General features: G+C 39.7%; 23 protein-coding genes. 7 read left to right on the top strand and 16 right to left on the bottom strand.

Annotated features, from left to right (window positions below; genetic code table 11):
• Positions 1-116 precede the first annotated feature (116 nt).
• From LG330_RS05100 to LG330_RS05075, 6 genes are all read right to left on the bottom strand, one after another.
• Positions 117-1,547: a glycoside hydrolase family 32 protein gene (locus LG330_RS05100; RefSeq protein ID WP_404407949.1), complete on the bottom strand. Its 1,431-nt coding sequence runs from the start codon at positions 1,545-1,547 to the stop codon at positions 117-119.
• Complete coding sequence (locus tag LG330_RS05095; RefSeq protein ID WP_404407947.1) at positions 1,544-3,151, bottom strand: extracellular solute-binding protein; 1,608 nt, start codon at positions 3,149-3,151, stop codon at positions 1,544-1,546. Before LG330_RS05095 ends, LG330_RS05100 begins: the two co-directional genes overlap by 4 nt.
• 20 nt (positions 3,152-3,171) lie before the next feature.
• Positions 3,172-4,047 (bottom strand): carbohydrate ABC transporter permease, encoded by an 876-nt coding sequence (locus LG330_RS05090; protein ID WP_404407945.1) that lies wholly within the window; start codon positions 4,045-4,047, stop codon positions 3,172-3,174.
• Between the two features lie 14 nt (positions 4,048-4,061).
• A complete protein-coding gene (locus LG330_RS05085; RefSeq protein WP_404407944.1) occupies positions 4,062-5,060 on the bottom strand; it encodes an ABC transporter permease in 999 nt (332 codons plus the stop codon).
• Between the two features lie 144 nt (positions 5,061-5,204).
• Positions 5,205-6,587 (bottom strand): ABC transporter substrate-binding protein, encoded by a 1,383-nt coding sequence (locus tag LG330_RS05080; protein WP_404407942.1) that lies wholly within the window; start codon positions 6,585-6,587, stop codon positions 5,205-5,207.
• Positions 6,556-9,930: a response regulator gene (locus LG330_RS05075; protein ID WP_404407940.1), complete on the bottom strand. Its 3,375-nt coding sequence runs from the start codon at positions 9,928-9,930 to the stop codon at positions 6,556-6,558. Before LG330_RS05075 ends, LG330_RS05080 begins: the two co-directional genes overlap by 32 nt.
• 196 nt (positions 9,931-10,126) lie before the next feature.
• Between LG330_RS05075 and LG330_RS05070 the strand changes: the two genes are divergently transcribed.
• The 3 genes from LG330_RS05070 (at position 10,127) to LG330_RS05060 (ending at position 12,513) form a co-directional block, all read left to right on the top strand.
• A complete protein-coding gene (locus tag LG330_RS05070; RefSeq protein ID WP_404407939.1) occupies positions 10,127-11,164 on the top strand; it encodes a LacI family DNA-binding transcriptional regulator in 1,038 nt (345 codons plus the stop codon).
• Between the two features lie 108 nt (positions 11,165-11,272).
• Positions 11,273-11,959: an extracellular solute-binding protein gene (locus LG330_RS05065; protein WP_404407937.1), complete on the top strand. Its 687-nt coding sequence runs from the start codon at positions 11,273-11,275 to the stop codon at positions 11,957-11,959.
• Positions 11,960-12,027: 68 nt separating this feature from the next.
• Complete coding sequence (locus LG330_RS05060; protein WP_404407936.1) at positions 12,028-12,513, top strand: extracellular solute-binding protein; 486 nt, start codon at positions 12,028-12,030, stop codon at positions 12,511-12,513.
• A gap of 159 nt (positions 12,514-12,672) precedes the next feature.
• Here LG330_RS05060 and LG330_RS05055 read toward each other — a convergent pair whose 3' ends face one another.
• The 5 genes from LG330_RS05055 to LG330_RS05035 all read right to left on the bottom strand — a co-directional run bounded on the left by LG330_RS05055 (position 12,673) and on the right by LG330_RS05035 (position 16,579).
• A complete protein-coding gene (locus LG330_RS05055) occupies positions 12,673-13,656 on the bottom strand; it encodes an NAD(P)H-dependent flavin oxidoreductase (protein WP_404407935.1) in 984 nt (327 codons plus the stop codon).
• A gap of 113 nt (positions 13,657-13,769) precedes the next feature.
• The gene (locus tag LG330_RS05050) at positions 13,770-15,122 is read right to left on the bottom strand and encodes a cobyrinate a,c-diamide synthase (protein ID WP_404407934.1); all 1,353 of its coding nucleotides are present in this window, start codon (positions 15,120-15,122) and stop codon (positions 13,770-13,772) included.
• Positions 15,123-15,335: 213 nt separating this feature from the next.
• On the bottom strand, positions 15,336-15,767 hold the full coding sequence (locus LG330_RS05045; RefSeq protein ID WP_404407932.1) for an NUDIX domain-containing protein: 432 nt from the start codon (positions 15,765-15,767) through the stop codon (positions 15,336-15,338).
• Positions 15,768-15,803: 36 nt separating this feature from the next.
• On the bottom strand, positions 15,804-16,265 hold the full coding sequence (locus LG330_RS05040; RefSeq protein ID WP_404407931.1) for an NUDIX hydrolase: 462 nt from the start codon (positions 16,263-16,265) through the stop codon (positions 15,804-15,806).
• Positions 16,266-16,375: 110 nt separating this feature from the next.
• Positions 16,376-16,579, bottom strand: a complete 204-nt coding sequence (locus tag LG330_RS05035) for a hypothetical protein (RefSeq protein ID WP_404407929.1) — start codon at positions 16,577-16,579, stop codon at positions 16,376-16,378.
• A 469-nt stretch (positions 16,580-17,048) separates the two neighbouring features.
• Here LG330_RS05035 and LG330_RS05030 point away from each other — a divergent pair, with 469 nt between their 5' ends.
• Positions 17,049-18,557 (top strand): BCCT family transporter, encoded by a 1,509-nt coding sequence (locus LG330_RS05030; RefSeq protein ID WP_039807507.1) that lies wholly within the window; start codon positions 17,049-17,051, stop codon positions 18,555-18,557.
• Positions 18,558-18,775: 218 nt separating this feature from the next.
• Here LG330_RS05030 and LG330_RS05025 read toward each other — a convergent pair whose 3' ends face one another.
• Complete coding sequence (locus tag LG330_RS05025) at positions 18,776-19,195, bottom strand: flavoprotein (protein WP_404407927.1); 420 nt, start codon at positions 19,193-19,195, stop codon at positions 18,776-18,778.
• Positions 19,196-19,344: 149 nt separating this feature from the next.
• Positions 19,345-19,590, bottom strand: coding sequence for a hypothetical protein (locus tag LG330_RS05020; protein WP_404407925.1), 246 nt, complete (start codon positions 19,588-19,590; stop codon positions 19,345-19,347).
• Positions 19,591-19,832: 242 nt separating this feature from the next.
• Between LG330_RS05020 and LG330_RS05015 the strand changes: the two genes are divergently transcribed.
• Positions 19,833-20,648 carry a hypothetical protein gene (locus LG330_RS05015; RefSeq protein ID WP_404407923.1) on the top strand — a complete coding sequence of 272 codons (816 nt, stop codon included), beginning with the start codon at positions 19,833-19,835 and terminating at the stop codon, positions 20,646-20,648.
• A gap of 52 nt (positions 20,649-20,700) precedes the next feature.
• Here the strand turns inward: LG330_RS05015 and LG330_RS05010 are convergent, their stop codons facing one another.
• The 3 genes from LG330_RS05010 to LG330_RS05000 form a co-directional block, all read right to left on the bottom strand.
• A complete protein-coding gene (locus LG330_RS05010) occupies positions 20,701-21,138 on the bottom strand; it encodes a helix-turn-helix domain-containing protein (RefSeq protein ID WP_404407921.1) in 438 nt (145 codons plus the stop codon).
• 14 nt (positions 21,139-21,152) lie between these two features.
• Positions 21,153-21,686 carry a DUF6932 family protein gene (locus LG330_RS05005; protein WP_404407919.1) on the bottom strand — a complete coding sequence of 178 codons (534 nt, stop codon included), beginning with the start codon at positions 21,684-21,686 and terminating at the stop codon, positions 21,153-21,155.
• Positions 21,687-22,401: 715 nt separating this feature from the next.
• Positions 22,402-23,046, bottom strand: a complete 645-nt coding sequence (locus LG330_RS05000; RefSeq protein WP_404407917.1) for a hypothetical protein — start codon at positions 23,044-23,046, stop codon at positions 22,402-22,404.
• A gap of 291 nt (positions 23,047-23,337) precedes the next feature.
• Here LG330_RS05000 and LG330_RS04995 point away from each other — a divergent pair, with 291 nt between their 5' ends.
• Complete coding sequence (locus LG330_RS04995; RefSeq protein WP_404407915.1) at positions 23,338-24,033, top strand: Ltp family lipoprotein; 696 nt, start codon at positions 23,338-23,340, stop codon at positions 24,031-24,033.
• A gap of 584 nt (positions 24,034-24,617) precedes the next feature.
• A complete protein-coding gene (locus LG330_RS04990) occupies positions 24,618-25,304 on the top strand; it encodes a hypothetical protein (protein ID WP_404407913.1) in 687 nt (228 codons plus the stop codon).
• Positions 25,305-25,357: the final 53 nt, after the last annotated feature.

Genomic DNA, 25,357 nt, shown 5'->3' with positions numbered 1-25,357 from the left:
TATATTTATTGCATTTGCAATAAAAAATAAAGATTTATTTTATATTACAAATGATGAATCATCCATATAAAAAGATAAAAAAAACGAATCTGAGATCAACCCAGATTCGTTCTTACTTATTGTTTGATAACACCCTTCATTGACACTTCTCCTGTATCCATCCTAAGACTAATATTCTTAAGGGATTCATCAGGAAATTGGAGACTTGTTAATGCATATTCTCCATCATTCAAAAGTAATTCCACTGAAAATGTGTCAATAACCATAGTGAGTTGAAGGTCTGTCATATCTCTGAAGAATAATTCCTGATCTTTTGAAAACAGTTCTGAGAAATTGACTTCTCCTGACTTCGAACGCTTAAGAGAGAGTTTCTGCTCGTTAAAATTGAACTGAATGACAGTATATGTCTGATCAGAATAATTCAATGAGATTTGGAGTTCTCCACTGTTTGGACATTGTGTATTCAAGGCCAAATATATCGGCCCCTTTTCAACATCAATGTTCAGCCCGCTTGAACCTACAGTTTTTTCGATCTGATTTGTATGATTGAACCAGGTATCAAGTTCTTCCGGGAAATGCTGAATCAGCTTTGTATTTCCTTCGATTTCCTTTAAAGTCAGTTCACGCGGCAGTGTCATCTGACTTCTCCAGCCTTCAGTTGGAACCTGATTTGCATAACGCCAATTACTCATCCACCCGATCAGAATTCTGCGATTGTCTTCTTCCGGAATGTCTGAAAATGTGACACCTGCATATTGATCCCGTCCATCATCCAGCCACTTTGCTTCACTATGTTCTGAGATAAATGCTTTTCCGTCAAACCACCCTGTAAAATACTGCGTGCGGGATCCATAAGCAAGTCCATCACCGTCACCAATACTGACAATCATGACCCACTTTACTTCTTGTGTTCCTTCAATTTTCAGAGCAAACAAGTCCGGACATTCCCACACGCCTTCATGTGAACCGATATTTGTACCAAACTCACTTTCAAATACCCAACTGATTAAGTTTTGTGATGAGTAGATGGAGATGGTCTGACCTGTAGCCAGTACCATCACCCATTTATCAGACTCATCGTGCCAAAATACCTTCGGATCTCTGAAATCCGGATTCGACGGATGGCTCAGCACGGGATTTCCTTCGTACTTTATCCATGTTCTGCCCGAATCTGTGCTGTATGCAAGACTCTGGGACTGAACAATTCCTGAATCTGTTTCTTTGTGATGCGTAAAGATCGCAACAAGCCCTGGTCCATCATTGAAGAAACCAGTCGTATTGTGCCAATCCACTACTGCACTTCCGGAGAAAATTGTGCCATGATGATCAGGGTACAATGCAATCGGCAGCTCTTCCCAGTCAATCAGGTTGCGGCTTACTGCATGTCCCCAGTGCATTGGCCCCCAAGTAGTGCCATTAGGGTGATACTGATAAAACAGATGGTATTCATTGTTGAAAAACACAAGCCCGTTAGGATCATTCATCCAGTTTTTTTCAGGCGCATAATGCAGGTAAGGTCTTGAGGGATTCACTTTAGTCAAACTCATGCTCCTCCCTCCGTATGTTGATCGAAGCCTCGCTGCTTAATTTCCAGCCAATCTGATAAGCCCAGTCTTTCCAGTTCAGCGAGATACTCTTCCCACTCATCTTCAACCATTCCGTTAGTGATCCATTCTGCACGTTTTCGCTCTACATAAGGAATCAGATCTGCTTCCACTTCAGCCAGACGCTCAAGATCTTCTGCAGGGAAGAATACTTTTGGATAGATGTTATCAGCAGTCATATCCGGCACCATTACTTCTTTCATCAGGTCAAGTCTCCACGCTGCATCTTCAGGTTTCGTTGTTACACTTCCATAATACTCATCCAAAATCGCAAGCGGTCCGCCAATTGAAGTTTCTTCTCTTAATTCCACAGGCGCAGTTCCTTCAAGTGGTAAATGCTTTAACATAGATGCTGCTTCATCATATTCGAAAATGTTCTGCTTTTCAGTGTCACCATATGTTCCCCAGTTGTTTTGGACAGACTGTGTTGGATCATAGAGCTGATCAATCCATTTAGCTGTCAGTTCCAGGTTTTGATTCGCACTTGTTATGACCATTTTCGCTCTGTCAAAGCCCATACCGTTTGTGCGGGCAACGTTCTTTTGACCATCCGGCCCTTCAAGAGCAGGCATTAATGTGTACTGGTCATTCATGCCGGTAATATTTCCTTTATCCCAGGTAAAATAGAGCCCGTAGCGATTTTCTCTTCCTTTTGCAAGATACGTATTCCAGTCCTGTTCAAAAGCTTCTACATCCATCAGGCCTTCTTCATATAGCTCATTGAAAAACTTCATTGCTTCTTTATAACCTTCGTCAGCAGCTGTTAATTTCACCTCTCCATCATTCGTTACAACAGTATGGTCCCAGTTATCTCCAAGACCAAATGATCCGAATAAAAATGACAGATCCTCTCCACCATGATTGATAATGAAAGACATTGGAATGGTCTGTCCATCACCAGCCGGATCGTTATCTCTGAAGGCAATTAACACTTCTTTCAGTTCTTCTGTTGTCTCTGGTACTTCAAGACCCAGTTCATCCAGCCATCCCTGGTTAATCCATGGGAATGCATCAACTGAATGAATACTTTCTTTATCAGCTCCGAGTTCTTCTATCCACGGGAAAGAATAAATGTGACCATCAGGTGCAGTCATCATTGCTTTATATTCAGGCGCCTGCTCAAGTACCGCCTGTAAGTTCGGCATATGTTCTTCGATCAGGTCTTCGACTGCAATAATACTGCCGTCTTCTGCAAGGTTAAGAAGTTCATTGTCACTCAGTGCAGCATTCATAATCGCGTCAGGGTGCTCCCCGCTCGCCATCGCAAGATTCCGTTTCTCTACAAAGGAATCAGACGTATAATTGGTCCATTCAACCTTTACACCTGTTTCCTCCTGCATCCGCTGTAAGATCAGCTTATCGTTCGGATCTTCAGGTGCAATTGGAGAACTCTGAGTCATAAATTTCAGCGTGACTTCTTCCTCTAATGGAAACGTGATATCAGACAGCCCGTAATCTTCAGATGAAGCATTCCCCCCCGAATTACATCCTGATACGATCAGTGCCCCAGCAGCAATCGGCATCATTACTTTCAACATCTTCTTCATTCATAAAACCCCCATTTATATTATTTTAATGACCCGACCATGACACCTTTTTCAAAGTATTTCTGGAAGAACGGGTACATGATTAACAGCGGAAGACTGGCGATCACAATAGATGAGTACTTGATCATTTCTGAAATCCGCTGAAGTTCGGCTCTGGCCATTTGATCGCCAATCATGCCGGGCTGGACTTCGTTTTGTATCAGGATCGATCGTAAGACCAGTTGCAGCGGATACAGCTCTCTGTCTTCGAGATAGATCATTGCATCAAAGTACGCATTCCACTGGCCGATGAATGCGTATAGCGCCAGTACAAAAATGATCGGCTTGGATAATGGAAGAATAATTTTCAGGAAAATCATGAAGTCAGAAGCACCATCTATTCTGGCAGCCTCTTTTAACTCATTTGGAATCGCCTTGAAATAAGTTCTTGCTAAAATAATGAACCATACTGATATGGCGTTTGGCAGAATGATTGCCCAGACCGTATTCAGCATGCCAAGATCTCTGACAAGAAGGTAGGTTGGAATCAAGCCTCCATTGAAAAACATCGTCACGATGAAAAAGATCATAATGGTTTTTTTGCCGACCAGACCATCCTGCGATAGCGTATATCCCGCAAGAATACTAACGACTACGGTGACAAACGTAAATCCGGTGGCATATAAAACAGAGTTAAAGAATCCTCTTAAGATGGTGCCATCTGCGAATAACCTTGTATAGCCATCAAGACTAAAATCAGAAAAGCTAAGCATTAGCCCTTTATTTAAAAGGGTGTTTGGCTGGAGAAATGAAGACAGGAATACGTAAAGTAATGGCAGCAATACCAGCAGTGAGACAACAACCAGCAGCACTTTATTAAGCGTTAAAAGTAAGCGGTCACTTTTCGTCAAATTCATTTAATTACCCCTTTCTACATGAGACCTTCGCCTTCATTTAGTTTTTTCACTACACTGTTCACAAAGACTAAAAGGAATACATTGATGACTGCATTGAACAATCCGACTGCAGTTGCAAATGAATAATCTCCCGCCTGGAGTCCAAGCTTATACACATAGGTTGGAATAATTTCAGATGCTGGGATATTCATAGATGTCTGAAGCAAATAAGCTTTTTCAAAACCAATTGCCATAATACCGCCTGCTGCAAGGATGAATAAGACAGCCATAACAGGCTTTAATACCGGTAGATCGATATGCCAGATCCTTCTTAAAAGAGAAGCTCCATCAATTTTCGCTGCGTCATGAAGCTGCGGGTCTACGTTCGCTAAAGCAGCTACATAGATAATGGATGCCCAGCCGGCTCCCTGCCAAATGCCCGATATAATATAAATTGAGCGGAAGGCATCGGGGTCTGACATTAAAGAATAAGTATTTCCTGTCACAAGAGAAACGATAGAATTAATCGGTCCTGTTGGTGAGAGGAATAAAAAAACCATTCCGGAAATGACCACTACTGAAATGAAATGCGGTGCATATAAAATCAGCTGTATGTTTTTTTTAGCCTTAGCTCTCCTGATCTGATTGAGCATTAAAGCTAAAATGATTGGTATTGGAAACCCGAGCAACAATTCAAAGGAGCTCAACTTCAACGTGTTCATAAATATATTTAAGAAGTTTGGTGATGTTAGAAACCCTGTAAAATGCTTCAGACCTACCCATTCACTTCCTAAAATCCCTCTCATAGGGCTGAAATCCTTGAAAGCGATCACCGCACCGTACATCGGGATGTATTTAAAAATGACCGTCAAAATAATGGCCGGGGCGATAAAAAGATAGAGCAGATAATTCTTTTTGATATATTGTAGATTTTTGTTTTTCTTTTTTCCTGGCTGATGATCTGGTCGCTTTGCCGGCTCCTTTTGTTTTTGATGAAACTGTTCTTCCTGTAATTCTCTGGCTGCATTTTGCATTGTATCCCCCCTATTTAGAAAGCGTTTTCATAAGTTGTTTTCAATATAACAGAGAAAAAATAGAGGCTATTTTAAAATCTTTGGAATTTGACTTTCATATTTTTCGGGTTGTTTAAACGAAAAAAAGATCCGCTGAACGGACCTTTACTGGGGAAATAAATAAATATCGTTGGTGTACTTGTTTTGCTCCTGAATACCACTGTCTATTTTACTCACCGCTCGATCGGCAGCTTCTTTTACTTCTGCGTTTTCTATCACAATTTCCTCAAAAAGTGTTTTTACCGCATCACTTAGAAATGGATAAGCTGGTGTGACTGGACGGCTTTTGGAATAAATTTGAGACTGTGTCAGAAAAATATTTTCAGGATACTCAAGAAACTCCGGAAAGGATTGTACGATCGATTGCCGTGCCGGCGGTTCACCAGTTTGATCAACATAGATTCTCATTGCTTCATAATCTGTCATATAGGAAATGAACGTCCATGCTTCATCTGGATATTGCGTATTCGATGATATGCCCATTGACCATCCTCCATTTGGTGCAACTTGTTCAATCCCTTTAGGAAGCGGTGCAATATCAAAGTCTTCTCCGATTTTAAATTCCGGATCCGTTTCTCTAAGCCTGCTTAATTCCCAGGAACCATAAACAGTCATACCAATCTTCCCGTTCTCAAAAGCTCTAGGCGGAAGCTGAACTTCAGCCACATCATGGCGGTGATATAAATCCTTATAAAATGTCAGTGCTTCAATTGATTCAGGAGAATTCAAATATCCATTGGCTGTCGAGCCATCAGGACTGAGTAATTCTCCTCCAAACTGCCAAATGATTGGCGACTTGAAATAAGAAGGCGCTTCTCCTCCGGGAAAACCCTGCGCCGGGTCAATTCCAACGACCCCTTTTTCAGGATCTGTGATTTTCCTGGCAGCTTCCAGCACTTCATTCCACGTCATTGGCTCATGAGGGTTTTTTGACGGAAAAGGTATACCCGCCTCACGGAATAGGTGACGATTATAATACAGCGCCGCCCCAGGCTGTACCAGGGGCATAAGATAGACTTCATCCTGATAGCTTACCCCTTCAAGAAGAGCTGGCGGAAGATCTTTGTCCAGTCGCTCTTCCATCACATCATCTGTTAATGGATGGAGCACGCCAATCCTCGCATAAAGTGCCAGGTTCGGACTGTCAATCAGCATTAAATCAGGCGGCTTTCCTGTTGCTATCTCAGTGCGCAGCTTCATTTCATAATCTCCATACTGAATGGCGTTCATTTCTATATCAATATTCGGATGAGCCCGTTCAAAAGACGCGATCATTAACTCAAATGCCTGATTTTCAGCTACGTTTCCATAGTTTCTCCAGAAAGTTAATATGGTCTGATCACTTGTGTCAGTGACAGGTGTGATCGTCATTTCATTCTCTGAATCTTTATTCAGTAAAACCGTTATACATATACCCAGAACAAGAAGGACTGAAAATAGAATCCCTTTCTTCATATCAATCCACTTCCCTGTCATTAGAACCAGCATCTTGCTGCCTGCGGTATTCAACAGGCGAGCAGCCATAGTGTTTTTTAAACACTGTACTAAAGTATCCTGCACTTGAGTACCCTGTCAGTTCAGCTACATCAATAATCTTTAAGCGGTGGTCCTTTAAAAAATCTGCAGCTTTTTTCATCCTTACTTTTACAAGGTAATCTGTAAAGTTCTGACCCGTCTGCTGCTTAAATAACTCTGATAAGTAGGTCCCGTTCATATGAAACAGATCAGAGAGCACTGACAGAGAAATATCTTCAGCATAATGCATATCCAGGTATTGCTTGACTGAATCCGTCACCTTTGAACCTGAAAAACGCACTGAATGAACAGCCTGCGTAATCGTTTCAGAGACAAGAATAATGGAATTCATCACTGTTACATAATTTGTCATCTGACGAACTTCCTGCTGACACAACCAGATAGACTGGGAGATGAATGGATCTTTTAATTCATACTTTTGAACAATGGTTCCTAATAGAAAAAGGATTCGATTGGCACCCACTGTGAACGAATAAGCTGAATGCTGACCTAACTTAACCAATTCTTTTTTGATGAGATCCGAAACCGGTTTTACATCGCCCTGCTCACTTGCACTCATCATGATTCTTTCAAATTCCGGTGATAGTCCGGTCCCCTGCAAACTGTGCTGATCTTCTCTATACAGATGGTCACCTGTCTCAAGTGGGGATTGACTCCATGCAAGCAGACTTGAAATATACGAATCCTTCATTTTGTCAAAGCCGGTTACGCTTTCCCCTGCGCCAATCACGGTGTATAGATTGAGCAGTGATTTGGATTGATCCTGTATTTTTCTTATAAAGGATTGTTCATCCCTTTGATGTAATAGACTGACCGCATGGACCAAAGATGGGTAAGCCGGATTCTCAAACAGCCAGATTTGATCGAATTGACTGCTGATCTCGTCACATAATAATCTGAACGATTCCCACAGCTTTTTAGGTCTTGAGGATTCTCCATCTTTCCCTCTTGCTTCAATTGTTAAGATCCTGATCACTGCATCCGGGTCTGCCAGTTCGTTAAATTGCAATTGCTTCAGCCGTTCACCCACTGCTTCCTGATTCAGCCACTCCCCATTGGCTGCATACAGAAGATACTTGGTTCGTTCATCTTCAAAAGCATATCTCGCTGCTCTTTTTATTTTATTCAGTTCCTGCTTTTCTACTTTTTCATGCTCTATTTCTTTTTTCATTTTGCTGAGGGTGGTTTCAAGATCATCAGGTGACACCGGCTTGAGTAAGTAATCACTCGCCCCTTCTTTCATCGCATTCTTCACATATTCAAAATCCGAGTAGCCTGAGAGGACAATGATTTTGATGTGAGGATACTGCTTCTTACATTTTTTCGTGAACGCAAGACCATCCATCACTGGCATTCTCATATCAGTAATCACAAGATCGGCAGCATTTGAAGCGAGCAGATCAAGCGCTTCCTTCCCATCCGAGGCTTCACCAATGACTTCACAATGCTGATCTGTTAAGTTGAGTTTCAAATACAGGCCTTTTCTGATTTGGATTTCATCGTCTACGATCATGACCTTCATCATTTCCCCCCCCCCCTCATTTGTATAGAAATAAAGTAAAACTTCCGTTCCAAGTCCTGGTGTGGACTTTATGTCAAAGTTAAACCTTTCGCCAAAATAAAGCTTTAACCTGGCAATTACATTACGCAATCCAATGCTATTACCTTTACTTTTTAGTACATCATTCTCCTCAAATTCTTTTAAGCTTGTAATTAAATCCTCTCTTATTCCTTCACCTTTGTCTGAGACAGATACGATCACTTTATGATTTTGATCAGTTATCCTGATTTCAATTTCAGCATGATGATTTTGAGTGAAGCTGTATTTAACTGCATTTTCAACGAGCGGCTGTAAAGTAAACTTAGGAACCAGTAACCCCAGTGCGTTGCTGTCGTCTTCAATCATTACCTTCAGCTGATCACCATATCGTATTTTTAAAATGTCTGTATAACTTTTTATATACATCAATTCTTCAGCGAGCGGTACCTCTTTATGTTCTGTTTTTAAGGAATATCGAAGCATCTTACCTAACGCCACACTTACATTCATGACTTCCCTGTTCTTATCCTGCAGGGCCAGACTTCCGATAATCTCAAGCGTATTATTTAAAAAGTGAGGATTGATCTGCAGCAGCAAAGCATTATATTCAGCGTCCTTACGCCTGAGATTTGCTTTATACTCTGTTTCAATCATTCTATTAAGCTGGTCTATTGTATGATCAGTTGCATGAATCAGATAACCGACCTCGTCTTTACTTGACCGCGCTGAGGGAAGAACACTTTTAGCTCCACTGAAATCCCCGCGTTCAATAAAAGACATTGCTTTTGTTAATCCGCTCACAGGGCGGATAATCGTTGATGAGAAAATAAAAGACGCAATCATGGTTAAGATAAATATGCCAAATGAGATGAATAACAGTGTCCGCTGCAGACCGTCAACCTCACTAAACAGCGCTGATTCTGCTACTTCGTTAATCAATATCCAATCTGCAAAAGGCAGTTTTTGATAAAAGATAAGAAATTTTTCTCCTTCTTCCACCCGCTCAATCATGCCTTTCTCCAGATCTGAAAGGTTGATCGCTCCGATTGTTTCACTTAAATCTGTATTCTCAGAAGGAATCTGCTGGTTCAATACCTTTTCAGCATTCGAATCCACTAAGTAAGTATGACCTGTTTGAACGACTGCCTGATTATTCAGGGCATTTTCCAGAATATGAGTTGGAAAGCTGACCTTAATGACGCCTCCGTTCATCATCGTGTTCAAATCAAAAAGAGGCACCAGAAAGCTATTGACCTGCATGTTGATCATTTCAGTAGATTGCTGGAAAGAGTCAAGATGCGCACTCGTATAAATACGTTCATCATTCAAATACTTGCTATACCAGTTTTCAGATGTCCAACTCAATCCTTCTCCCCAAACCGTTGCACCATCATTCAAAAAAACATTGATCGACATTGAATTAGAATTATTAATCATCATTGCAGCTAATTGAGATTCAAGGCTGGTCTCAGCTAAAAACTTCTCTCCGACAGTTGCTTCTTGATTCCTATTTACCCTTAACCATTCCTGGGTTAATTCATTAAGCAGTACTTGCTTACCAATGTCTTCAGCCTGTGTAGCGATAGACTCAATATATAAAGAATATTGATCCATTACTTCTACTGATAATTCCCTTGTTTGATCTTTGATTGAATCAGTTAACCAGGCGGGAATTAAAATAGATAGCACTAAAAAAGGTATGGTTAATAAAATCGTGAAAATCACAAAAAGTCTATTTCTCAATGAAAAAAACATATTCATCCCCACCCTCTGCATTCAATTAAGAACTTAGCACATTTATTCGGAATATTCTATATCCTTTTAAGCTTTAAAAATTATCTATCTTCAATAAAATTTACATTCAAATGAAAACCCTTACATTTCATATTGACTTTCCCCACTAAATAAAATAATCTAAATAAAACTAGTTAACCGGTTAAACGGAGGTTTTATGAAGAATAGAGTGACGATTCGGGATGTGGCCCAGGCTGCCGGTGTATCCGGAGCTACGGTGTCTTATGTATTAAATAATGTAAAAAAAGTATCTGAGGAAACCTCTCGCCGGGTGCATGAAGCGGTTGATGAGCTTGGTTATTATCCGGACTATACAGCAATCAGTCTGTCTAAGAAAAAATCGAATTTAATTGGGGTTGTGGCACCTTTTATCAGCAACGCCCCTGCTTCAGTATTTGAAAATAATCAGTATTACGATCATTTTTTAAGCGGTGTAGAGAGTGTGTCGAGAGCGCATCACTTTGATACGATGATTTCCGGTGTGACGGATCCTGTTGAGTGTATTAACTGGGTGAAGAAAAGAAATCTGGATGGACTGATTTTGATCGGGTCGCTTTCAGACGACCTCTTTCAGGTGATCCGCAAAGTAGATCTGCCTATTATCTGTATTGATATTTACGAGGATCACGCTGAACAATATGTGAATGTGAGAATTGATGATGAGGCTGGCGGTTATCTTGCTGCTAAGCATTTGCTTGAGCTTGGTCACCGGGAAATTGCATTTTTAGCGACCTCTCTGCAGGACAGTTCAGTTGAGCAGATGCGGTTTGCAGGCTTTCAGCGGGCATTTGAAGAGTTTCAAGTAAACGCAAATGAAGACATGGTTTTTGAACTGAAGGATCTTACTTTTTCAAATGGGTATGACTGGGGCGTAAGATTTGTCGAGCAGCAGCTTTCATGTACAGCTGCTGTAACGGTTTCTGATCATATCGCGATCGGTGCAATGAAGGGCCTAAGCAAGCACAGCGTTTCAGTGCCTGATGACTTTTCAATCATCGGCTTTGATGACCTGGCCATCAGCCAGTACATCACGCCTGAATTAACGACCGTGCGGCAAAATATTTTTGAAAAAGGGTCGATCGCTGCTGATCAGCTGATTCAGTCAATTGAGCACCAGCACCAATCTGATAACAGTAACACGATGATTCAACTGCCAGTGGAATTAGTGGTACGTGGTTCAACAAAAGAAATATAACAACTTTTGTTGAATATTTTATAGATGGTTAACCGATTAACTATACCTTTAAGGAGGTGAATTTCTCCGCTGTTCTGCTTTAACACTATGATGTTTGGAGGATATACGATGAATAAATTAAAGTTAACTGCCGGGAGTTTGTCATTGGTATTAGTATTATCAGCCTGTGCACCTGAGCGTTCAGAGGATCAGGGCACCGCTTCTTCATCTGATGCAGCGTCTGAGGGTCTTTTAGTATGGGCACCTGACATTGAATTAAGTGCAATTGAGTCACAGGTTGAAGCGTTCACTGAAGAAACCGGTATTCCTGTTGAGGTTGTCTCGATGCCCCAGGATGATCAGACGGAAGCGATCGTGCTTGATGGACCTTCAGGAAATGGACCTGACCTTTTTTATCAGCCTGGTGTAGGAAATCTTTCTATTCAGGGGCTTGTCCATCCTGTTGAAGTGGATCAGGAAATTCTTGATACATATTCTGCAGGTTCACTTGAAGCGCTCAGCTATGATGGTGAATTGTATGGTCTGCCCGCAGTTGTTGAGTCCCTTGCACTTTACTACAACAAAGCTCTGATTCCGGAAGCGCCTGAAACTGTTGAGGATTTGGAAGCTGCGATGGCTGATCTGACTGATGATGCGAATGACCAGTTTGGATTCCTTTATCCGGCAAATGATTTTTACTTCTCTTACCCTTTCATGGCCGGTTATGGCGGCTACATTTTTAATGAAGACAGTGACGGTTATGTAAAAGATGACGTTGGTCTTGCCAATGATGGTCAGTACAAGGCGCATCTTTAATTCAGGGCTGGTTTGAAAGCGGATACATACCATCTAGTATTACGCTTGATGCAGCGAATGGATTATTTATGGACGGTCAGGCTGGTGCCATTATTAATGGACCTTGGGCAAGATATGATTTTGAAGAAGCACTTGGAGATGACCTTGGCACCGCTCCCCTTCCAGAGCTTGAAAACGGGGAATACCCTGAAACATTCCTTGGCACTAAAGGCTGGATGCTCTCTTCCTACTCAGAATTTCCTGAGGAAGCAACAGACCTTGCCGTTCACCTGACGAGTGAGGAGTCACTAAAAGAAACATTTGAAGCAACAGGAGAGATTCCGGCCAATACAGCAATCCTGAACAGTCCGGATTTCACAGAAGATCCAATGCTTGCAGGCTTTGCAGTACAGCTTGAACGTGCACGTCCATTCCCGAATATCGCAGAGCTATCAGCTGTCTGGCAGCCAATGGCCGATGCACTGACCTTTATTATGCAGGGTGATGACCCGGCTGAAGCGCTTGAAGAAGGTGTAGGTAAAATCGAGGAAGAGATTGCGACGAATTACGAATAAATAGAGAAAAAACTGCAAGGGCCCCCATCTTTTGCAGTTTTTCTTGTTTAAAATCACATTTGACTTCCCGCTATTCAACATACTATTCCCACACAATTTCACAAAGTTATACCAGGCAATGAAATAATGTAGCAATTGTTTTTAAACTTGAATATGATTTCAACTGTAAGTTCTATTTCCCATTATAGTTTCTATTCTGCTCAGCCCTGCTTCTGCCGTCGTGATCATTTCATTAAATAACTCCTGTACTGAAGGGATTGAGTTGATCAGACCAATCACCTGTCCGGCCCAGCCGAAGCCACCTGCCAAATTTCCATCATAGATATATTCAAGATTCGCTTCCCCGCTGATAACATCCCTCAGCTCTTCATAAGTTGCGCCTTCTTCTTCACGCTCAATAATATTCATTGCAAAATCGTTTTTCAAGACTCGTCCAGGTGAACCCAGTGTTCTTTTGATCACCACTGTATCCGTTTCTTTCGCCTGCAAAATTGCCTGTTTATACTTTTCATTTGCGTGAATACACTCCTGAGTAGCAATGAATCGGGTTCCCATTTCAATCCCCTCTGCACCAAGTGAAAAGGCAGCCAACAAACCTCTTCCATCTCCAATACCGCCGCTTGCCAGTACAGGAATTGATACAGAATCCACAACGCGGGGAATCAGCACCATTGTACCAATATCATCGCGCCCTAAATGGCCGCCGCCCTCCTGACCGACCGCCATTATTGCATCAGCTCCCAACGCCTCCGCTTTTTGCGCCTGTCTGACTCCTGCAACAAGTACAAGCGTCCGGATATCCTCTCCTTTAATCCGTTCGAATACAGGCTGAGGGTTCGCTCCCGTTAAAGAAATGACCGGCACCTTTTCCTCAATAGCCACTTCAAGTAACGCCTGATACTTTCCACCATTATCATGTTTCGCAATTGCAAAATTTACACCAAATGGCTGATCAGTCATTGTCCGGACCTTTCTAATCTCCGCCCGAAGCCTGTCAGGTGTACCGAGAGTAGCCGCCGTAATTTGTCCAAGTCCTCCTGCATTCGAAACGGCTGCTGCGAGTTCAGCACATGCAAGATAAGCAAGCCCTCCCTGAATAATAGGAAATCTGATTCCAAAAATCTCCGTCACACGTGTTTTCATATTCTATCTGCCCCTTTCAGATATTTTCGCATAAAGTACATATTCGATAGAATGAATCAGAAATCCTGTCGTCAGGTGCAGTAGAAGAAAGGGGAAAACTCAGATCATTGTTTTCATTTACATTCTCCCAAAAAATTCTTAAGCACTTCAGGATTAGATGCAAAATGAATATGTGTATATCCGGCCACTACATTTTTATATAAGTATCCCTCTTCTCCTGAACCAAAACTGCTGCTCACATGGTAAGCAGCTGGAAGTTCTTCGTGAGGCTTAAAGGTCGAATAGTGGAATTCATGCCCGCGTATTTTCGTTTCTTCCATAAAAAACTTATTACCTGGTGCACCTGTAATTTCACGGTAGCCGATCGCAGCAATATTAAACTGCATCTTCGTTTTACCTGGCAGCACTCCGACCATTGAATATGTTTCGCCTTCAATATTCGTGATCGATGCAGACAAATACATTAACCCGCCGCATTCCGCCAAAACCGGGAGGCCATTTTCAACTGCGTCTTTTATCGACTGTTTTACTTCATTATGATCTGCCAGTTCTTTTAAAAACTGTTCCGGAAAACCGCCACCTATATAAAGCCCATTTGCTTCAGGTGGAAGTAACTCACCTTTTAATGGAGAAAAGTAAATGACTTCAGCGCCATATGATTCAATCAATTCAAGGTTCTCCTGATAATAGAAATTAAACGCCTGATCATAGGCAACCGCTACTTTAACGTTTATGGAACTCCATTGTTTGAACAATGAGCTCTCAGTTGTCACAGGTGGCTGTTTGCTCATTTGATGAATCTGGTCAAGATCAACTGTGTCTGCAACTGCCTCCCCTAACCTTTCAAGCTGTTCATTCAGTTCACCGCGTTCAATTGACGGGACTAGACCAAGGTGCCTTTCCGGCATATGAATCTGTTCATTTTCAGTCAGATAACCGCAGACCGGAATACCGCACTCCTGCTCCACCGCTTCTTTGATCAGCTTGAAGTGACCTTCGCTTCCCACTCTGTTGGCAATGACACCAGCGATGTTCACATCCGGATCTAAATGCTGAAACCCTTTAACAACCGCAGCTGCACTCCTGGCCATGGCTGAACAATCAACGACCAGAATGACAGGGCATTTAAGTAAAGAACTGATTTCTGCAGCAGATCCCCGATTAGAAGTTGGTGACTCGCCGTCATAAAGCCCCATCATACCTTCAATGATCGAAATATCCGCACCTTCACTTCCTTTGACGAAGATTTCCTTCATCACATCTTCTTTGAGCATCCAGCTATCCAGGTTCCGGGAAGAACGATTCGTGATCGCAGTGTGATAAGCGGGATCTATGTAGTCAGGACCGCATTTGTACCCCTGAACAGTCAGCCCCTTTTTCATGAAAGCTGCCATTAGTCCGAGTGTGATGCTGGTTTTGCCAACGCCGCTAGATACGCCTGCGATGAGGATTCGGTTGTTATTCATGAGATATCACCGTAGCAGGTGTATTGAATTTGTTCTCTAATGCTTTTATGTAATTAATTTTTTCATTTTTGGTGATTATAAGTGTCGAGCTACTTATCTTATTCATCGCTTCCCCTCCTGAAATTCGAACGTTACCTGTTTAATTACAGTTCAACACAAATTAGCGGAATTATGTAGTAACAAAAATGTGTGAGCATTGTTTTCAACATAGACTTACAGCTTAACAGCGGCTGCCTTCACAAAAGCCATCTCAAGATTCCTCTTCAAAAAATCCGGTAATTCCCGCTGTCCGTGCAGTTCTTCCTGCGTGTACCAGTAAATATCGTCCACTTCATCCTTGCTTTTCGCATAAGCTTCGCCACTTACATATCTGCACAGAAAGACAATATCCACAACGTGCTTTCCGGAATCAGTAACAAAAGAGGAACTGTTCATATACTCCCCGACCTCAACTTTGATCCCAATCTCTTCAAAAACCTCCCGTTCAAGACTTCGCTCCAGAATATCATAAGAAAAACCCTCCTGATCCACCTGACCTCCAACAAAAGCAAGCCCGCCACCTGCATGCTCTTCCTTCTCACTGCGTCGGATCATCAGCCATCTATTATCTTTATAAATCGCTGCCTCTACATTTACTATAAACATTCATTCACCTTCCAATTTCAGTTTCATTATATAGAACTAAGATAGTCTGCCTAACAAATTATAAGGAGTAACCTCCCACGTTTCATAAGGCACAACGTTTTCAGCTTTCATACAATCTAACGTTCTTGATTGCATATTTGGCCGGGTGATATACTGACCGATGTTTTCCTCAGTAAGTTCAACAAACTTGGCTTCTTTAATTTCTTCGGGCTGTATTTTAATATCTCCACTTATATATTTTGCTTTGAAGACAACAGCAAGTAAGTGCTTTGTAACATTATAATAAACACCCGTAATGCCAGCTGGCGAAATCACCAGTCCCGTTTCTTCCAGGACCTCTCTACTTAATGCTTGATCAAGTGGTTCACCAGGCTCCACCTGTCCTCCGGGAGTTTCCCAGGTGTCAGGTCTTAAATGAGTTTTTACCAGCAGTGTTTGTCCCTGATCATTTACCACATTCGCTGAGACTGCGATGATATGTTTTGGTGGTGAGTGCATTTGATACCTCCAAATAGTTACTTCTCAATCAGATACCCATTTCATTTTTTATAAAATGTCAGAAGCTCTTTAGTAAACCATCGTTAATGTTGAAAAGATAAAAATCAGACTTAAAGTAAATTTAATGTGAGCACTATATTTAGGGTACCTTGTTGTTTCTCAAAAGAATGAACATAGCTTATAAGTAAACTCATACCGATAAATAGTAAAGCAAATCCTATCTTGTCATTTTGAAGCAATAAAGCTCTCAAAGCCATATATCCTATTAGAAAATAACCAATGTATCCCATTACCATTTGAATATCCTGCTTCATATCTACACCCCTTTGTCGCTATAAGAGAAAACAATTATTGATTAAAAAATACAGTACATGAAAAACTCCCTGTCCTAGACACACTTTCGAATGTTCAGAATCATTTTCAGGACAGGGAGGAATTCACAATATCTATATCACTCTCCTAATTATAGTAAGTTTATTAATCATAAATTGTAGGAAATAATCTATTTTGAACGGATGATTCTTATGAACAACTACTACAAATTAATTGAAATTCATAAGTTATATAAAATCATTCATTTTACACTTTAAAATATAAAATAATATCGGACATTCAAAATCGTTCTAAGAGAATGTATATCTTACTTTGGTATATAGATATGTCCTTTGGGTATAGTTTATATAGGATTTGCAACTGGTCATTAGGGTATGTAATAGTATCATTGGTCTATAACCATGATATTGTGCCAATCATGGCTATAGAAATTTAATAAGAGGTGAATTTATGAGAAGTGTTTCAACAGTTTTTTGGTATGGATTAGGCGTGTGTCTGATTGTTGTATTATGGGGTGTACTCGCACCGGTGAATCTTCAAACAATAACAGCAGAAGTAACAGGATTTTTATCTAATTGGTTTGGATGGTATTACTTATTAATTGTTATGATCATGCTGATTTTTTGTGTGTATTTAATATTTTCACGGTTTGGAAATATTAAATTAGGGAAGTCTGATGATCAGCCTGAATTTAAGCTTTCTACATGGTTTGCGATGCTGTTTAGTGCGGGGATGGGGATGGGACTTGTGTTCTGGACTACAGCTGAACCGATCTCTCACGCTTTTACTTCAAGTCCGATTTCTGAAGAAGGCAGCAGTCAGGCAATCAAAGAAGCGCTTCAATTTTCGTTTTTCCACTGGGGTGTTCACGCATGGGCTGTCTATGCGATCGTCGCGCTTGTACTTGCTTATTTCAAGTTTCACAAAGGATATCCCGGACTGATCAGTGCCACACTCATACCTGTCTTTGGAGAAAAAAGAATGAACGGTATGCCCGGAACGATTATTGATACGCTTGCAGTTGTAGCAACAGTTGTCGGCGTCGCTGCAACACTTGGGTTTGGATCCGCTCAAATCAATGAGGGACTGGCATTTTTATTTAATACACCAAGTAATTTTACAGTTCAATTAATCATTTTAGCGATTTCTACAGCTTTATTTATTTTCTCAGCATGGTCTGGTGTCAGTAGAGGAATCAAATATCTCAGTAACATAAACATGCTTCTTGGGTTTTTATTAATGATCATTTTATTGATTGTCGGTCCAACGTTATACATATTCAATATGTTTACAGATTCTCTTGGAGGTTATATTGCAAACTTTTTTGATATGAGCTTAAGAGTTGCACCTCTTAATGAAGAAAATCAATCCTGGATTAAAGCCTGGACGATATTCTACTGGGCCTGGTGGATTTCCTGGTCACCGTTTGTTGGTATTTTCATTGCCAGAATTTCAAAAGGCCGTACTGTGAAAGAGTTCATGCTTGGTGTACTATTTGTACCTGCAATCGTTTGCTTTATCTTTTTCTCAGTGTTTGGTGTCTCAGCAATCAATCTGGAACAGCTTGGAATCGAAAAGATTTCGTCATTCCCAATTGAAACGGCTACATTTGCAACACTGCAGCATTATCCACTTGGCACACTCATGTCATTACTGACAATCGTGGTCATTGCAATCTTTTTCATTACATCAGCGGATTCTGCTACATTTGTACTCGGGATGTTATCTACATCCGGCTCCATGAATCCGGAAGGCCCTGTTAAGATTCTCTGGGGACTTTCACTTTCTTCAATGGCTGCTATTATTGTCTACTTTGGCGGCACACAAGGTCTGCAGAATGTATTGATTATTGCAGCGTTTCCATTTTCAGTTGTCATATTATTAATGGGATATTCCTTCTTCCGGTCCGCTAATCAGGAGGTCGGCAGAAGAAAGAAAAAGATAGATAAAAGTATGTAATAAAAACAGAATGCTCAGCTATCATGAGCATCCTGTTTTTTATAAATTGATGTTGTAAAAAATGATTTGAGCGGTTGCAACCAACCCTAAAAAAATGACGTTAATCATTGTATTAATATGTTCCCTGTGTAAGCTACAATTCCCACACAATTTCGTTAAGTTAAATAAGTTTATTAAATAGAAAGAAAGCAGCTGCTCATATTGAACAAACGCACCCGTTAGTTGAATTGTATTTTTTTAATGTTTTCATTAGCAACTCCTGTTTCTATGTAACTTCTTATCAACTTCCAATCATCGTTTTCTTTCTTTTTACACGTTTGAAAAAATAAGCTGACATGATCTAACTGCTTCCCACCAATCATTAAAGTAGCAGACAGGATAGCCATAACTTCACCTTCTCGTAAAGGAATGATCGAAACTTCATTTACGTCCCATTTATTTTCTTTTTCTTTTGAGAAATTAAAGCCCTGTTCCCAACCAGTTATCGACTCTTCATAACCAAAGTTTACTAATTCGCCACCTGAAATCTCTCTTGCTTTATAATCCTTGGAAATTATATTTTTCAAGTCTGTTAATGATGAATTTCTCCAAACCTCTAAATAAAATTCAAGAAATTTGCGAAAAGAATGATTTTCCATAATAAAGAATCCCCCTGATCTACTGATTTTGTTTAATACGAAGTTCAACAAAAAAGGCGGTTAATCTTACTATATTAATGCACCCGTAAGTTCAACAAGATTAATCTTAATAAAGCGTGCCGGGAGTATTGCATTGTATTGTATTTCGTTTAGTAAACCATCGTTAAAGTTGAAAGAATAAAAACCAGACTTAACGTAATTTTAATGTGAGCACTATATTTAGGAGTGCCTTGTTTTTTCTCAAAAGAATCAACATAGTTTATCAATAAACTAACACCGATAAATAATATTGCAAATCCTATCTTGTCATTTTGAATCAATAAAGCTCTCAAAGCCATATATCCAATTAGGAAATAACCAATGTGTCCCATTATCATTTGAATATGCTGCTTCATGTCTACACCCCTTTTTCGTTATGAGAGAAAACAATTTTTCATTAAATCATACAGTACAGAAATCTTTCATTTAGAGAAACTCAGGTATTGCGTTTAAGTACCCTTTACTCTAACTGGCACATTTCATACCAGCAGATAATTGATTTATGTAAAAAGTAAATCCTACCCTTATCTTACATTATATTCTTAACCAAAAACCCATATAATGGATTAGACATGAAGAAATTTGGAGGTTATTAACAATGGAGAAATACATCTGTATCACCTGCGGCACACAATACCCTGCATCTTCACATCCACCAGAAGAATGTGTCATTTGTGAGGAAGAAAGACAATACGTCCCTCCTGCCGGGCAGCAGTGGACGACTTTGGAGAAGATGCAACAGTCTGGCACATACTCAAATCACTTTGTTGAGGAGCAAAAAGGCCTGAAGAGTGTCACAACAAGTCCTGAATTCGGAATTGGACAAACGGTATACATAGTAGAAGAACAGGGATTCAGACTTTTATGGGATTGTATGGTGTACATAGATGATCAGACCATCACCCTTTTAAATGAAGAAGGCGGACTTGACGCAATTGCGCTCTCACATCCTCACTACTACACAACTCAGGTTGAGTGGGCTGAAGCGTTTAATTGTCCTATCTACATACATGAAGATGACCAAGAATGGGTGCAGCAGTCAAGCGATCGCATCATTTACTGGAGCGGTGAATCGCTTGAGCTATCAGAAGGATTGACACTTTATAGACTCGGCGGACATTTTGATGGAGGCTCTGTTTTGCATTGGGTAAAGTCTGACGGCGAGGCTGTTCTGCTAACGGGTGATATCATTCAAGTCGCTGCAGATCGTCAGTGGGTCAGCTTTATGTACAGTTACCCTAATATGATTCCGCTGCCGGCAGAAACAGTAAGAAATATTGCTCTAAAACTGAAGCCTTTGAAGTTTAGTGAATTGTATAATGCATTTCACAGAGAAGTCTCCGGGCAGGCGGATATTGCTGTACAGCGGTCGGCGGAGAGGTATGCTGCGGCTTTGGAGGGTCGGTTGTTTTAATAGTAAATAAAAAAGACTCTGATCAATTAAAGCTGATCAGAGCCTTTTTATTCTACGCCATCAACAAATTCTCTGACTGAATCTCCGTTTTAGCGATCATTTGCATCGCTTCCATCACCTGTTGAAGCCTTTCCAGGGTTGCTCCATAGTACTCATTTCGTTCATCTCTGGAAATTTGCGAAGCAGAGACATCTAAACGCTCTGCAAGCTCCTGTTGACTCAAACCGAGATAGATACGATAGGCAATTAAAGATTTCCCTAAGTTATGAAAATTGATAATCGGCTCAAACTCTCCTCTTTTGATCCGTTCATAATAGATGACTTCTTCTTTCAATTGTTCATGAAAAGTGATCGCTGGCTGCAGCGCTTTCTCCACCTGCTCTTTTGTCAGGTCCATGTCTGCTAGCACTTTTCTTTGTTTCTGAATAAAGTCTTTATCTTCCTGAAGTTTCTCTAATGCCTTTTTGTAAGCTGATTCAGTTTTAATCATACTGCGCACCACCTTTAATCTATAATTTTTACAATCCCTTTTGGAAGAAAAGAATCCCTTGTCTTTCTGAAAGCCGCAGGAAATTGCTGCTGGTTACCGTATTCATCTAAAATACCTGAAGGCTGACCAAAATGCGGGTACAATTCAACTCGATATTTATGCCACATAGGTAACTGCTTTTTAGTGAAGCCCTTGTATGACTTGCGACTGCTGCTGTCCCATGTCCAAATCTTATAAGGATCCAGTGCATTTAGTTTTCTTTCCAGTTCACCTGACGCTAATTCCTTTAAATCACATTCAAAATATCCATCAATATCATTAGGATGAGCTTTTTCTTCAACAAAAGATCCATCAATATAAATATTTTCTATGCCTACATCCCATAATTGCTGAACCAATGCTTCTAAATTATCAACTAAATACAATCTCCACTTTACATCCCATGGCAGGTCATTTTGCGGTCCTCGAACAAGAATTGAACTTCTCAGCTCATTTAAGGTCAATTTATAATCCTCTGGTGGCAGAAGACCATCTTTATTAAAGTCCATGATTCTAGTTCTCTTTATCAGTATATTCAAAAGCAACACTTCTGATAACTTAACATATTTGTTAATTTATTTTATCACATATACCAGATAAGATATAGGTTAAAGAATAGACACACTGTTAACTCTGACTCAGAGTTCATATCATATTTTAAAAAGCAGGACTTCCACATGTGGTGGAGTCCTGCTTTAAATATATATAGTGTTTCATTTTTCCATCAATCAATTTGTAGCGAAAAGCTCCCTGTCCTAAACACACTTTCGAATGTTCAGAATCGTTTTCAGGACAGGGAGGAATTCAAAAATCAGGACATACAACTAATGATGGAAGGAATGACGTGATGCTTGTTTCTCTACCCGGAAAAATATCCTTTGTTGTGTTGTTACTACTGATCACTTAATTTATCCTGTTAACCGCTATGGTGATTGAAAGTAACGGACTGGGCGCTATTGTTGTAATTATTCAATTTACTCCTGTCACAGCTACACTCGGTCTCATATTTGGTGCCTGGAGTTTAAATAAGGAGAGTGGATGGCCGAGGTTCATTCCAATTAGTGTTTTGGCAATTAGTGCAGTCTATGTTCTGTTGTTTCACTCAATCAGGTTTGGATTTGCGCCTTCTTTTGGAGAGTAATGATGCAGAAAAAAAGCGATGAGGTTCTTTCTCATCGCTTTAACGTTTTAACTTGTTCATTATAATGCAATCTAAAGATACTGTTATTCACCCTCAGTATCTTCAATGTCCTCTAGGTCTTCCATGCCTTCCATATCATCAGGATAAACGTAGGTATCAAATTCTTCTCCAGTGGCCTCGTCTACAATAGAAACTGTGACTTTTGCTGAGTCCATATCCTCCCCGTCATACACCTGATAAATCATGCCGGACATTCCTAAAGTTAAAATACCAAACCCATCAAAACTATTTTCGTAAGTCTCTTTTTCTACTGTGACAGTAAATTCTTCAAAAGAATCATTGTGAGAAATATCTTTAATAGAAACGAAATCCTCACCTTCAACAATGTCATTAAGTGATTCTTCTAAACCCGTTTCGATTTCCTGCATCATTTCCTTATGATCTGATTTAGACATTTTATAGGTTAAAGAACCGTCATCATTTTTCGTTACATCTTTTGCACCATCTTCTTTTGCATCAGCGATTACCTGATCGATATCTTCGCCTTCAAACATTGACGCTGGAAGTGTTAGTTCAACATTAAGCAGCCCTTTATCAACCTCTACAGATTGTTCTTCTGTGTTTTCCTCACCTTCACCAGAATCATTACTTGTATCTTCTTCAGAAGAACAAGCTGATATTGTAAGCATTGCAGTTAATAATAGTAAAAGATAACTAAATTTTTGCATATTGTAATAAATCCCCCACTCACTTATGTATTTTAATTTTAACACTCAGTTACAATAACATACTTCAGTAGGACTTTATATGGACATTCTAATATTTGTATAATTAATATTTTTAAAGAATTATATTACTTGAATATAAATTAGCAATAAAGCTTTTAGATCGACATTTAGAATGATTATTTTAAGATCAGTAAAAATATTGGAATAAAATAAGGAATAAAGTCTTTTATTTTTCATTATTTGCTGTAGAATTGGATGCGAACCAAATTATACCTAATAGGGGGATTCATAATGGCTAAAAAAGATAAAGTAAAGAAGCCAATCTACAAACGCTGGTGGTTTGTTACAATTGCAGTGATTTTCGTCATTGGCACAATTGCAAACCTTGGTGATACGGAAGAAGTGGCAACGGATGTTGCGGAAGAAACGGAAGAAGTCGCTGAAGAGGTTGTAGAAGAAGTAGCGACTGAGGAAGCTTCAGCTGAAGAAACAACTGAAGAACCAGTGGAAGAGGAAGCTGTTGAAGATGATGTCTCAACTGAGTTCAAGTCTGCTTTAACGAAAGCCCAAATGTACAGTGATACGATGAACATGTCAAAAGCTGGTCTTTTTGACCAACTGACATCTGAGTACGGTGAGCAATTCCCTGAAGATGCTGCCCAATATGCAATTGATAACGTTGAAGCTGATTGGAACGAAAACGCCTTAAAATCAGCTGAAAGTTATTCTGAAACAATGCATATGTCTAAAGCTGCAATTTTTGATCAACTTATCTCAGAACACGGCGAACAATTTTTAGAAGAAGAAGCTCAATATGCAATTGATCATATCCAGGCTGATTGGAATGAAAATGCACTTCAAAAAGCAAAGACTTATCAGGAAGATATGAGTATGTCGGTAGAGGCAGTTCGCGATCAGTTGGTTTCTGAATACGGTGAACAGTTTACGCAAGAAGAAGCTGACTATGCGGTAAGTAATTTAGAGTAATTGATAAAACTCTCCTGCTCCAGAAACACCTATGAACAGGACAGGGAGTAATTATTATAAATAACATATAAAAAGAGAGCAACCATTGGTTGCTCTCTTTTTGAACATCTTCCGTGTCCTAGTATCACTTAAAAATAACTAATACTAATTCAGAAGTCATAAAGAATTATTTATTTTATGCTTCTAAATATACATTTGTAGTGAATGTTCAAAATCTTTCTCAGGGTTGTGAATTTTTTATTTAGCAAATAGCACATATAAGGTGTGTGCTATTTGCTTGTTCTTTACATACCCAAAGAAAAATGAAGTTTCGAACGCATACATAATTGGTGATATCTGACTCATAATTCAGATTATAATGATAGTGATTATATGAACATTGAAGACGGTTATTTTTAATTCTAATCGTTTTTCTCAATTTTTTTCAAAAGGGTTTAATGAGTTAAAACATCCACCATAAGTGGGTTTTAGCATACTTACCTACACACTTAATTTCCAATTAATAAACATATATGGTAACAATTTCTCAATAAGTATGTTAGGGTTTAGAGGTACAAAATACATACACGAAAAGAGGAAAAGAAATGAAGAAGATTTTTTTAACACTGTTAGCAATATTTATGGTGACTAGTTTTACTATTTCACCAAGTATGAGCGCTGCTACAGCTGAAGAATTGCCTATGGAATTGTCAGATGAGTTAATTGAAGTGACTAATGAGCATATTGAGTTAAAGGGGAACTCATATAAAATCGTTGATCACAAAGAATTAAAAGACAAAATCTCAAAACAGGACCTAGCTCTGGTAAAAGAAAAATTAAAAGAAACTAATCAATATTTAAAAACAAATAATAAACTTAAAAAGATAAATAATGATACATTTATTTTTGAAATTAGTGACGAAGAAGTTCAAAAACAAGCAGAAGAACTAGGGTATGATTTCGATTTAAACATCGAAGCAGATCAAGCCTATACAGAAGGACAAATTGGTATAGCTTCTGCTTGGGACTATAATGGATATAACAGAATGTATCTTAAATGGTGGGGTGCTGAAATTTGGTTAAGTAAAACTGTAGTGGGGAACATAGCTGGTGGAACAGTAACAGCCGGATCTATTTTCTTAGGTATTGTAATTCCTGGTATAGGGTGGGCAATAGCAATCGGGGTTACTACTTGGATCGTTGGTATGTATGGTAGTTATAATGCAAAACCAATTGTAGCAGGGGTACAATGGAATAGCGAAATAAGATATGCTTATATTCAGACTCCATAATTAAAAAGGAGCATTCCTGTTAGGAGAGTTTTCGGGGTCTTGAACAAAAAAGA

This window comes from Jeotgalibacillus malaysiensis (assembly GCF_044789845.1).
Lineage (GTDB): Bacteria > Bacillota > Bacilli > Bacillales > Jeotgalibacillaceae > Jeotgalibacillus > Jeotgalibacillus malaysiensis_A.
This window is presented reverse-complemented; position numbering and strand designations above follow the sequence as displayed.

Bases quoted from the DNA above. Each gene is read 5' to 3' on its own strand.
- LG330_RS05100 (WP_404407949.1), bottom strand. From the start codon at position 1,547: ATGAGTTTGACTAAAGTGAATCCCTCAAGACCTTACCTGCATTATGCG.
- LG330_RS05095 (WP_404407947.1), bottom strand. From the start codon at position 3,151: ATGAAGAAGATGTTGAAAGTAATGATGCCGATTGCTGCTGGGGCACTG.
- LG330_RS05090 (WP_404407945.1), bottom strand. From the start codon at position 4,047: ATGAATTTGACGAAAAGTGACCGCTTACTTTTAACGCTTAATAAAGTG.
- LG330_RS05085 (WP_404407944.1), bottom strand. From the start codon at position 5,060: ATGCAAAATGCAGCCAGAGAATTACAGGAAGAACAGTTTCATCAAAAA.
- LG330_RS05080 (WP_404407942.1), bottom strand. From the start codon at position 6,587: ATGCTGGTTCTAATGACAGGGAAGTGGATTGATATGAAGAAAGGGATT.
- LG330_RS05075 (WP_404407940.1), bottom strand. From the start codon at position 9,930: ATGTTTTTTTCATTGAGAAATAGACTTTTTGTGATTTTCACGATTTTA.
- LG330_RS05070 (WP_404407939.1), top strand. From the start codon at position 10,127: ATGAAGAATAGAGTGACGATTCGGGATGTGGCCCAGGCTGCCGGTGTA.
- LG330_RS05065 (WP_404407937.1), top strand. From the start codon at position 11,273: ATGAATAAATTAAAGTTAACTGCCGGGAGTTTGTCATTGGTATTAGTA.
- LG330_RS05060 (WP_404407936.1), top strand. From the start codon at position 12,028: ATGGACGGTCAGGCTGGTGCCATTATTAATGGACCTTGGGCAAGATAT.
- LG330_RS05055 (WP_404407935.1), bottom strand. From the start codon at position 13,656: ATGAAAACACGTGTGACGGAGATTTTTGGAATCAGATTTCCTATTATT.
- LG330_RS05050 (WP_404407934.1), bottom strand. From the start codon at position 15,122: ATGAATAACAACCGAATCCTCATCGCAGGCGTATCTAGCGGCGTTGGC.
- LG330_RS05045 (WP_404407932.1), bottom strand. From the start codon at position 15,767: ATGTTTATAGTAAATGTAGAGGCAGCGATTTATAAAGATAATAGATGG.
- LG330_RS05040 (WP_404407931.1), bottom strand. From the start codon at position 16,265: ATGCACTCACCACCAAAACATATCATCGCAGTCTCAGCGAATGTGGTA.
- LG330_RS05035 (WP_404407929.1), bottom strand. From the start codon at position 16,579: ATGAAGCAGGATATTCAAATGGTAATGGGATACATTGGTTATTTTCTA.
- LG330_RS05030 (WP_039807507.1), top strand. From the start codon at position 17,049: ATGAGAAGTGTTTCAACAGTTTTTTGGTATGGATTAGGCGTGTGTCTG.
- LG330_RS05025 (WP_404407927.1), bottom strand. From the start codon at position 19,195: ATGGAAAATCATTCTTTTCGCAAATTTCTTGAATTTTATTTAGAGGTT.
- LG330_RS05020 (WP_404407925.1), bottom strand. From the start codon at position 19,590: ATGAAGCAGCATATTCAAATGATAATGGGACACATTGGTTATTTCCTA.
- LG330_RS05015 (WP_404407923.1), top strand. From the start codon at position 19,833: ATGGAGAAATACATCTGTATCACCTGCGGCACACAATACCCTGCATCT.
- LG330_RS05010 (WP_404407921.1), bottom strand. From the start codon at position 21,138: ATGATTAAAACTGAATCAGCTTACAAAAAGGCATTAGAGAAACTTCAG.
- LG330_RS05005 (WP_404407919.1), bottom strand. From the start codon at position 21,686: ATGGACTTTAATAAAGATGGTCTTCTGCCACCAGAGGATTATAAATTG.
- LG330_RS05000 (WP_404407917.1), bottom strand. From the start codon at position 23,046: ATGCAAAAATTTAGTTATCTTTTACTATTATTAACTGCAATGCTTACA.
- LG330_RS04995 (WP_404407915.1), top strand. From the start codon at position 23,338: ATGGCTAAAAAAGATAAAGTAAAGAAGCCAATCTACAAACGCTGGTGG.
- LG330_RS04990 (WP_404407913.1), top strand. From the start codon at position 24,618: ATGAAGAAGATTTTTTTAACACTGTTAGCAATATTTATGGTGACTAGT.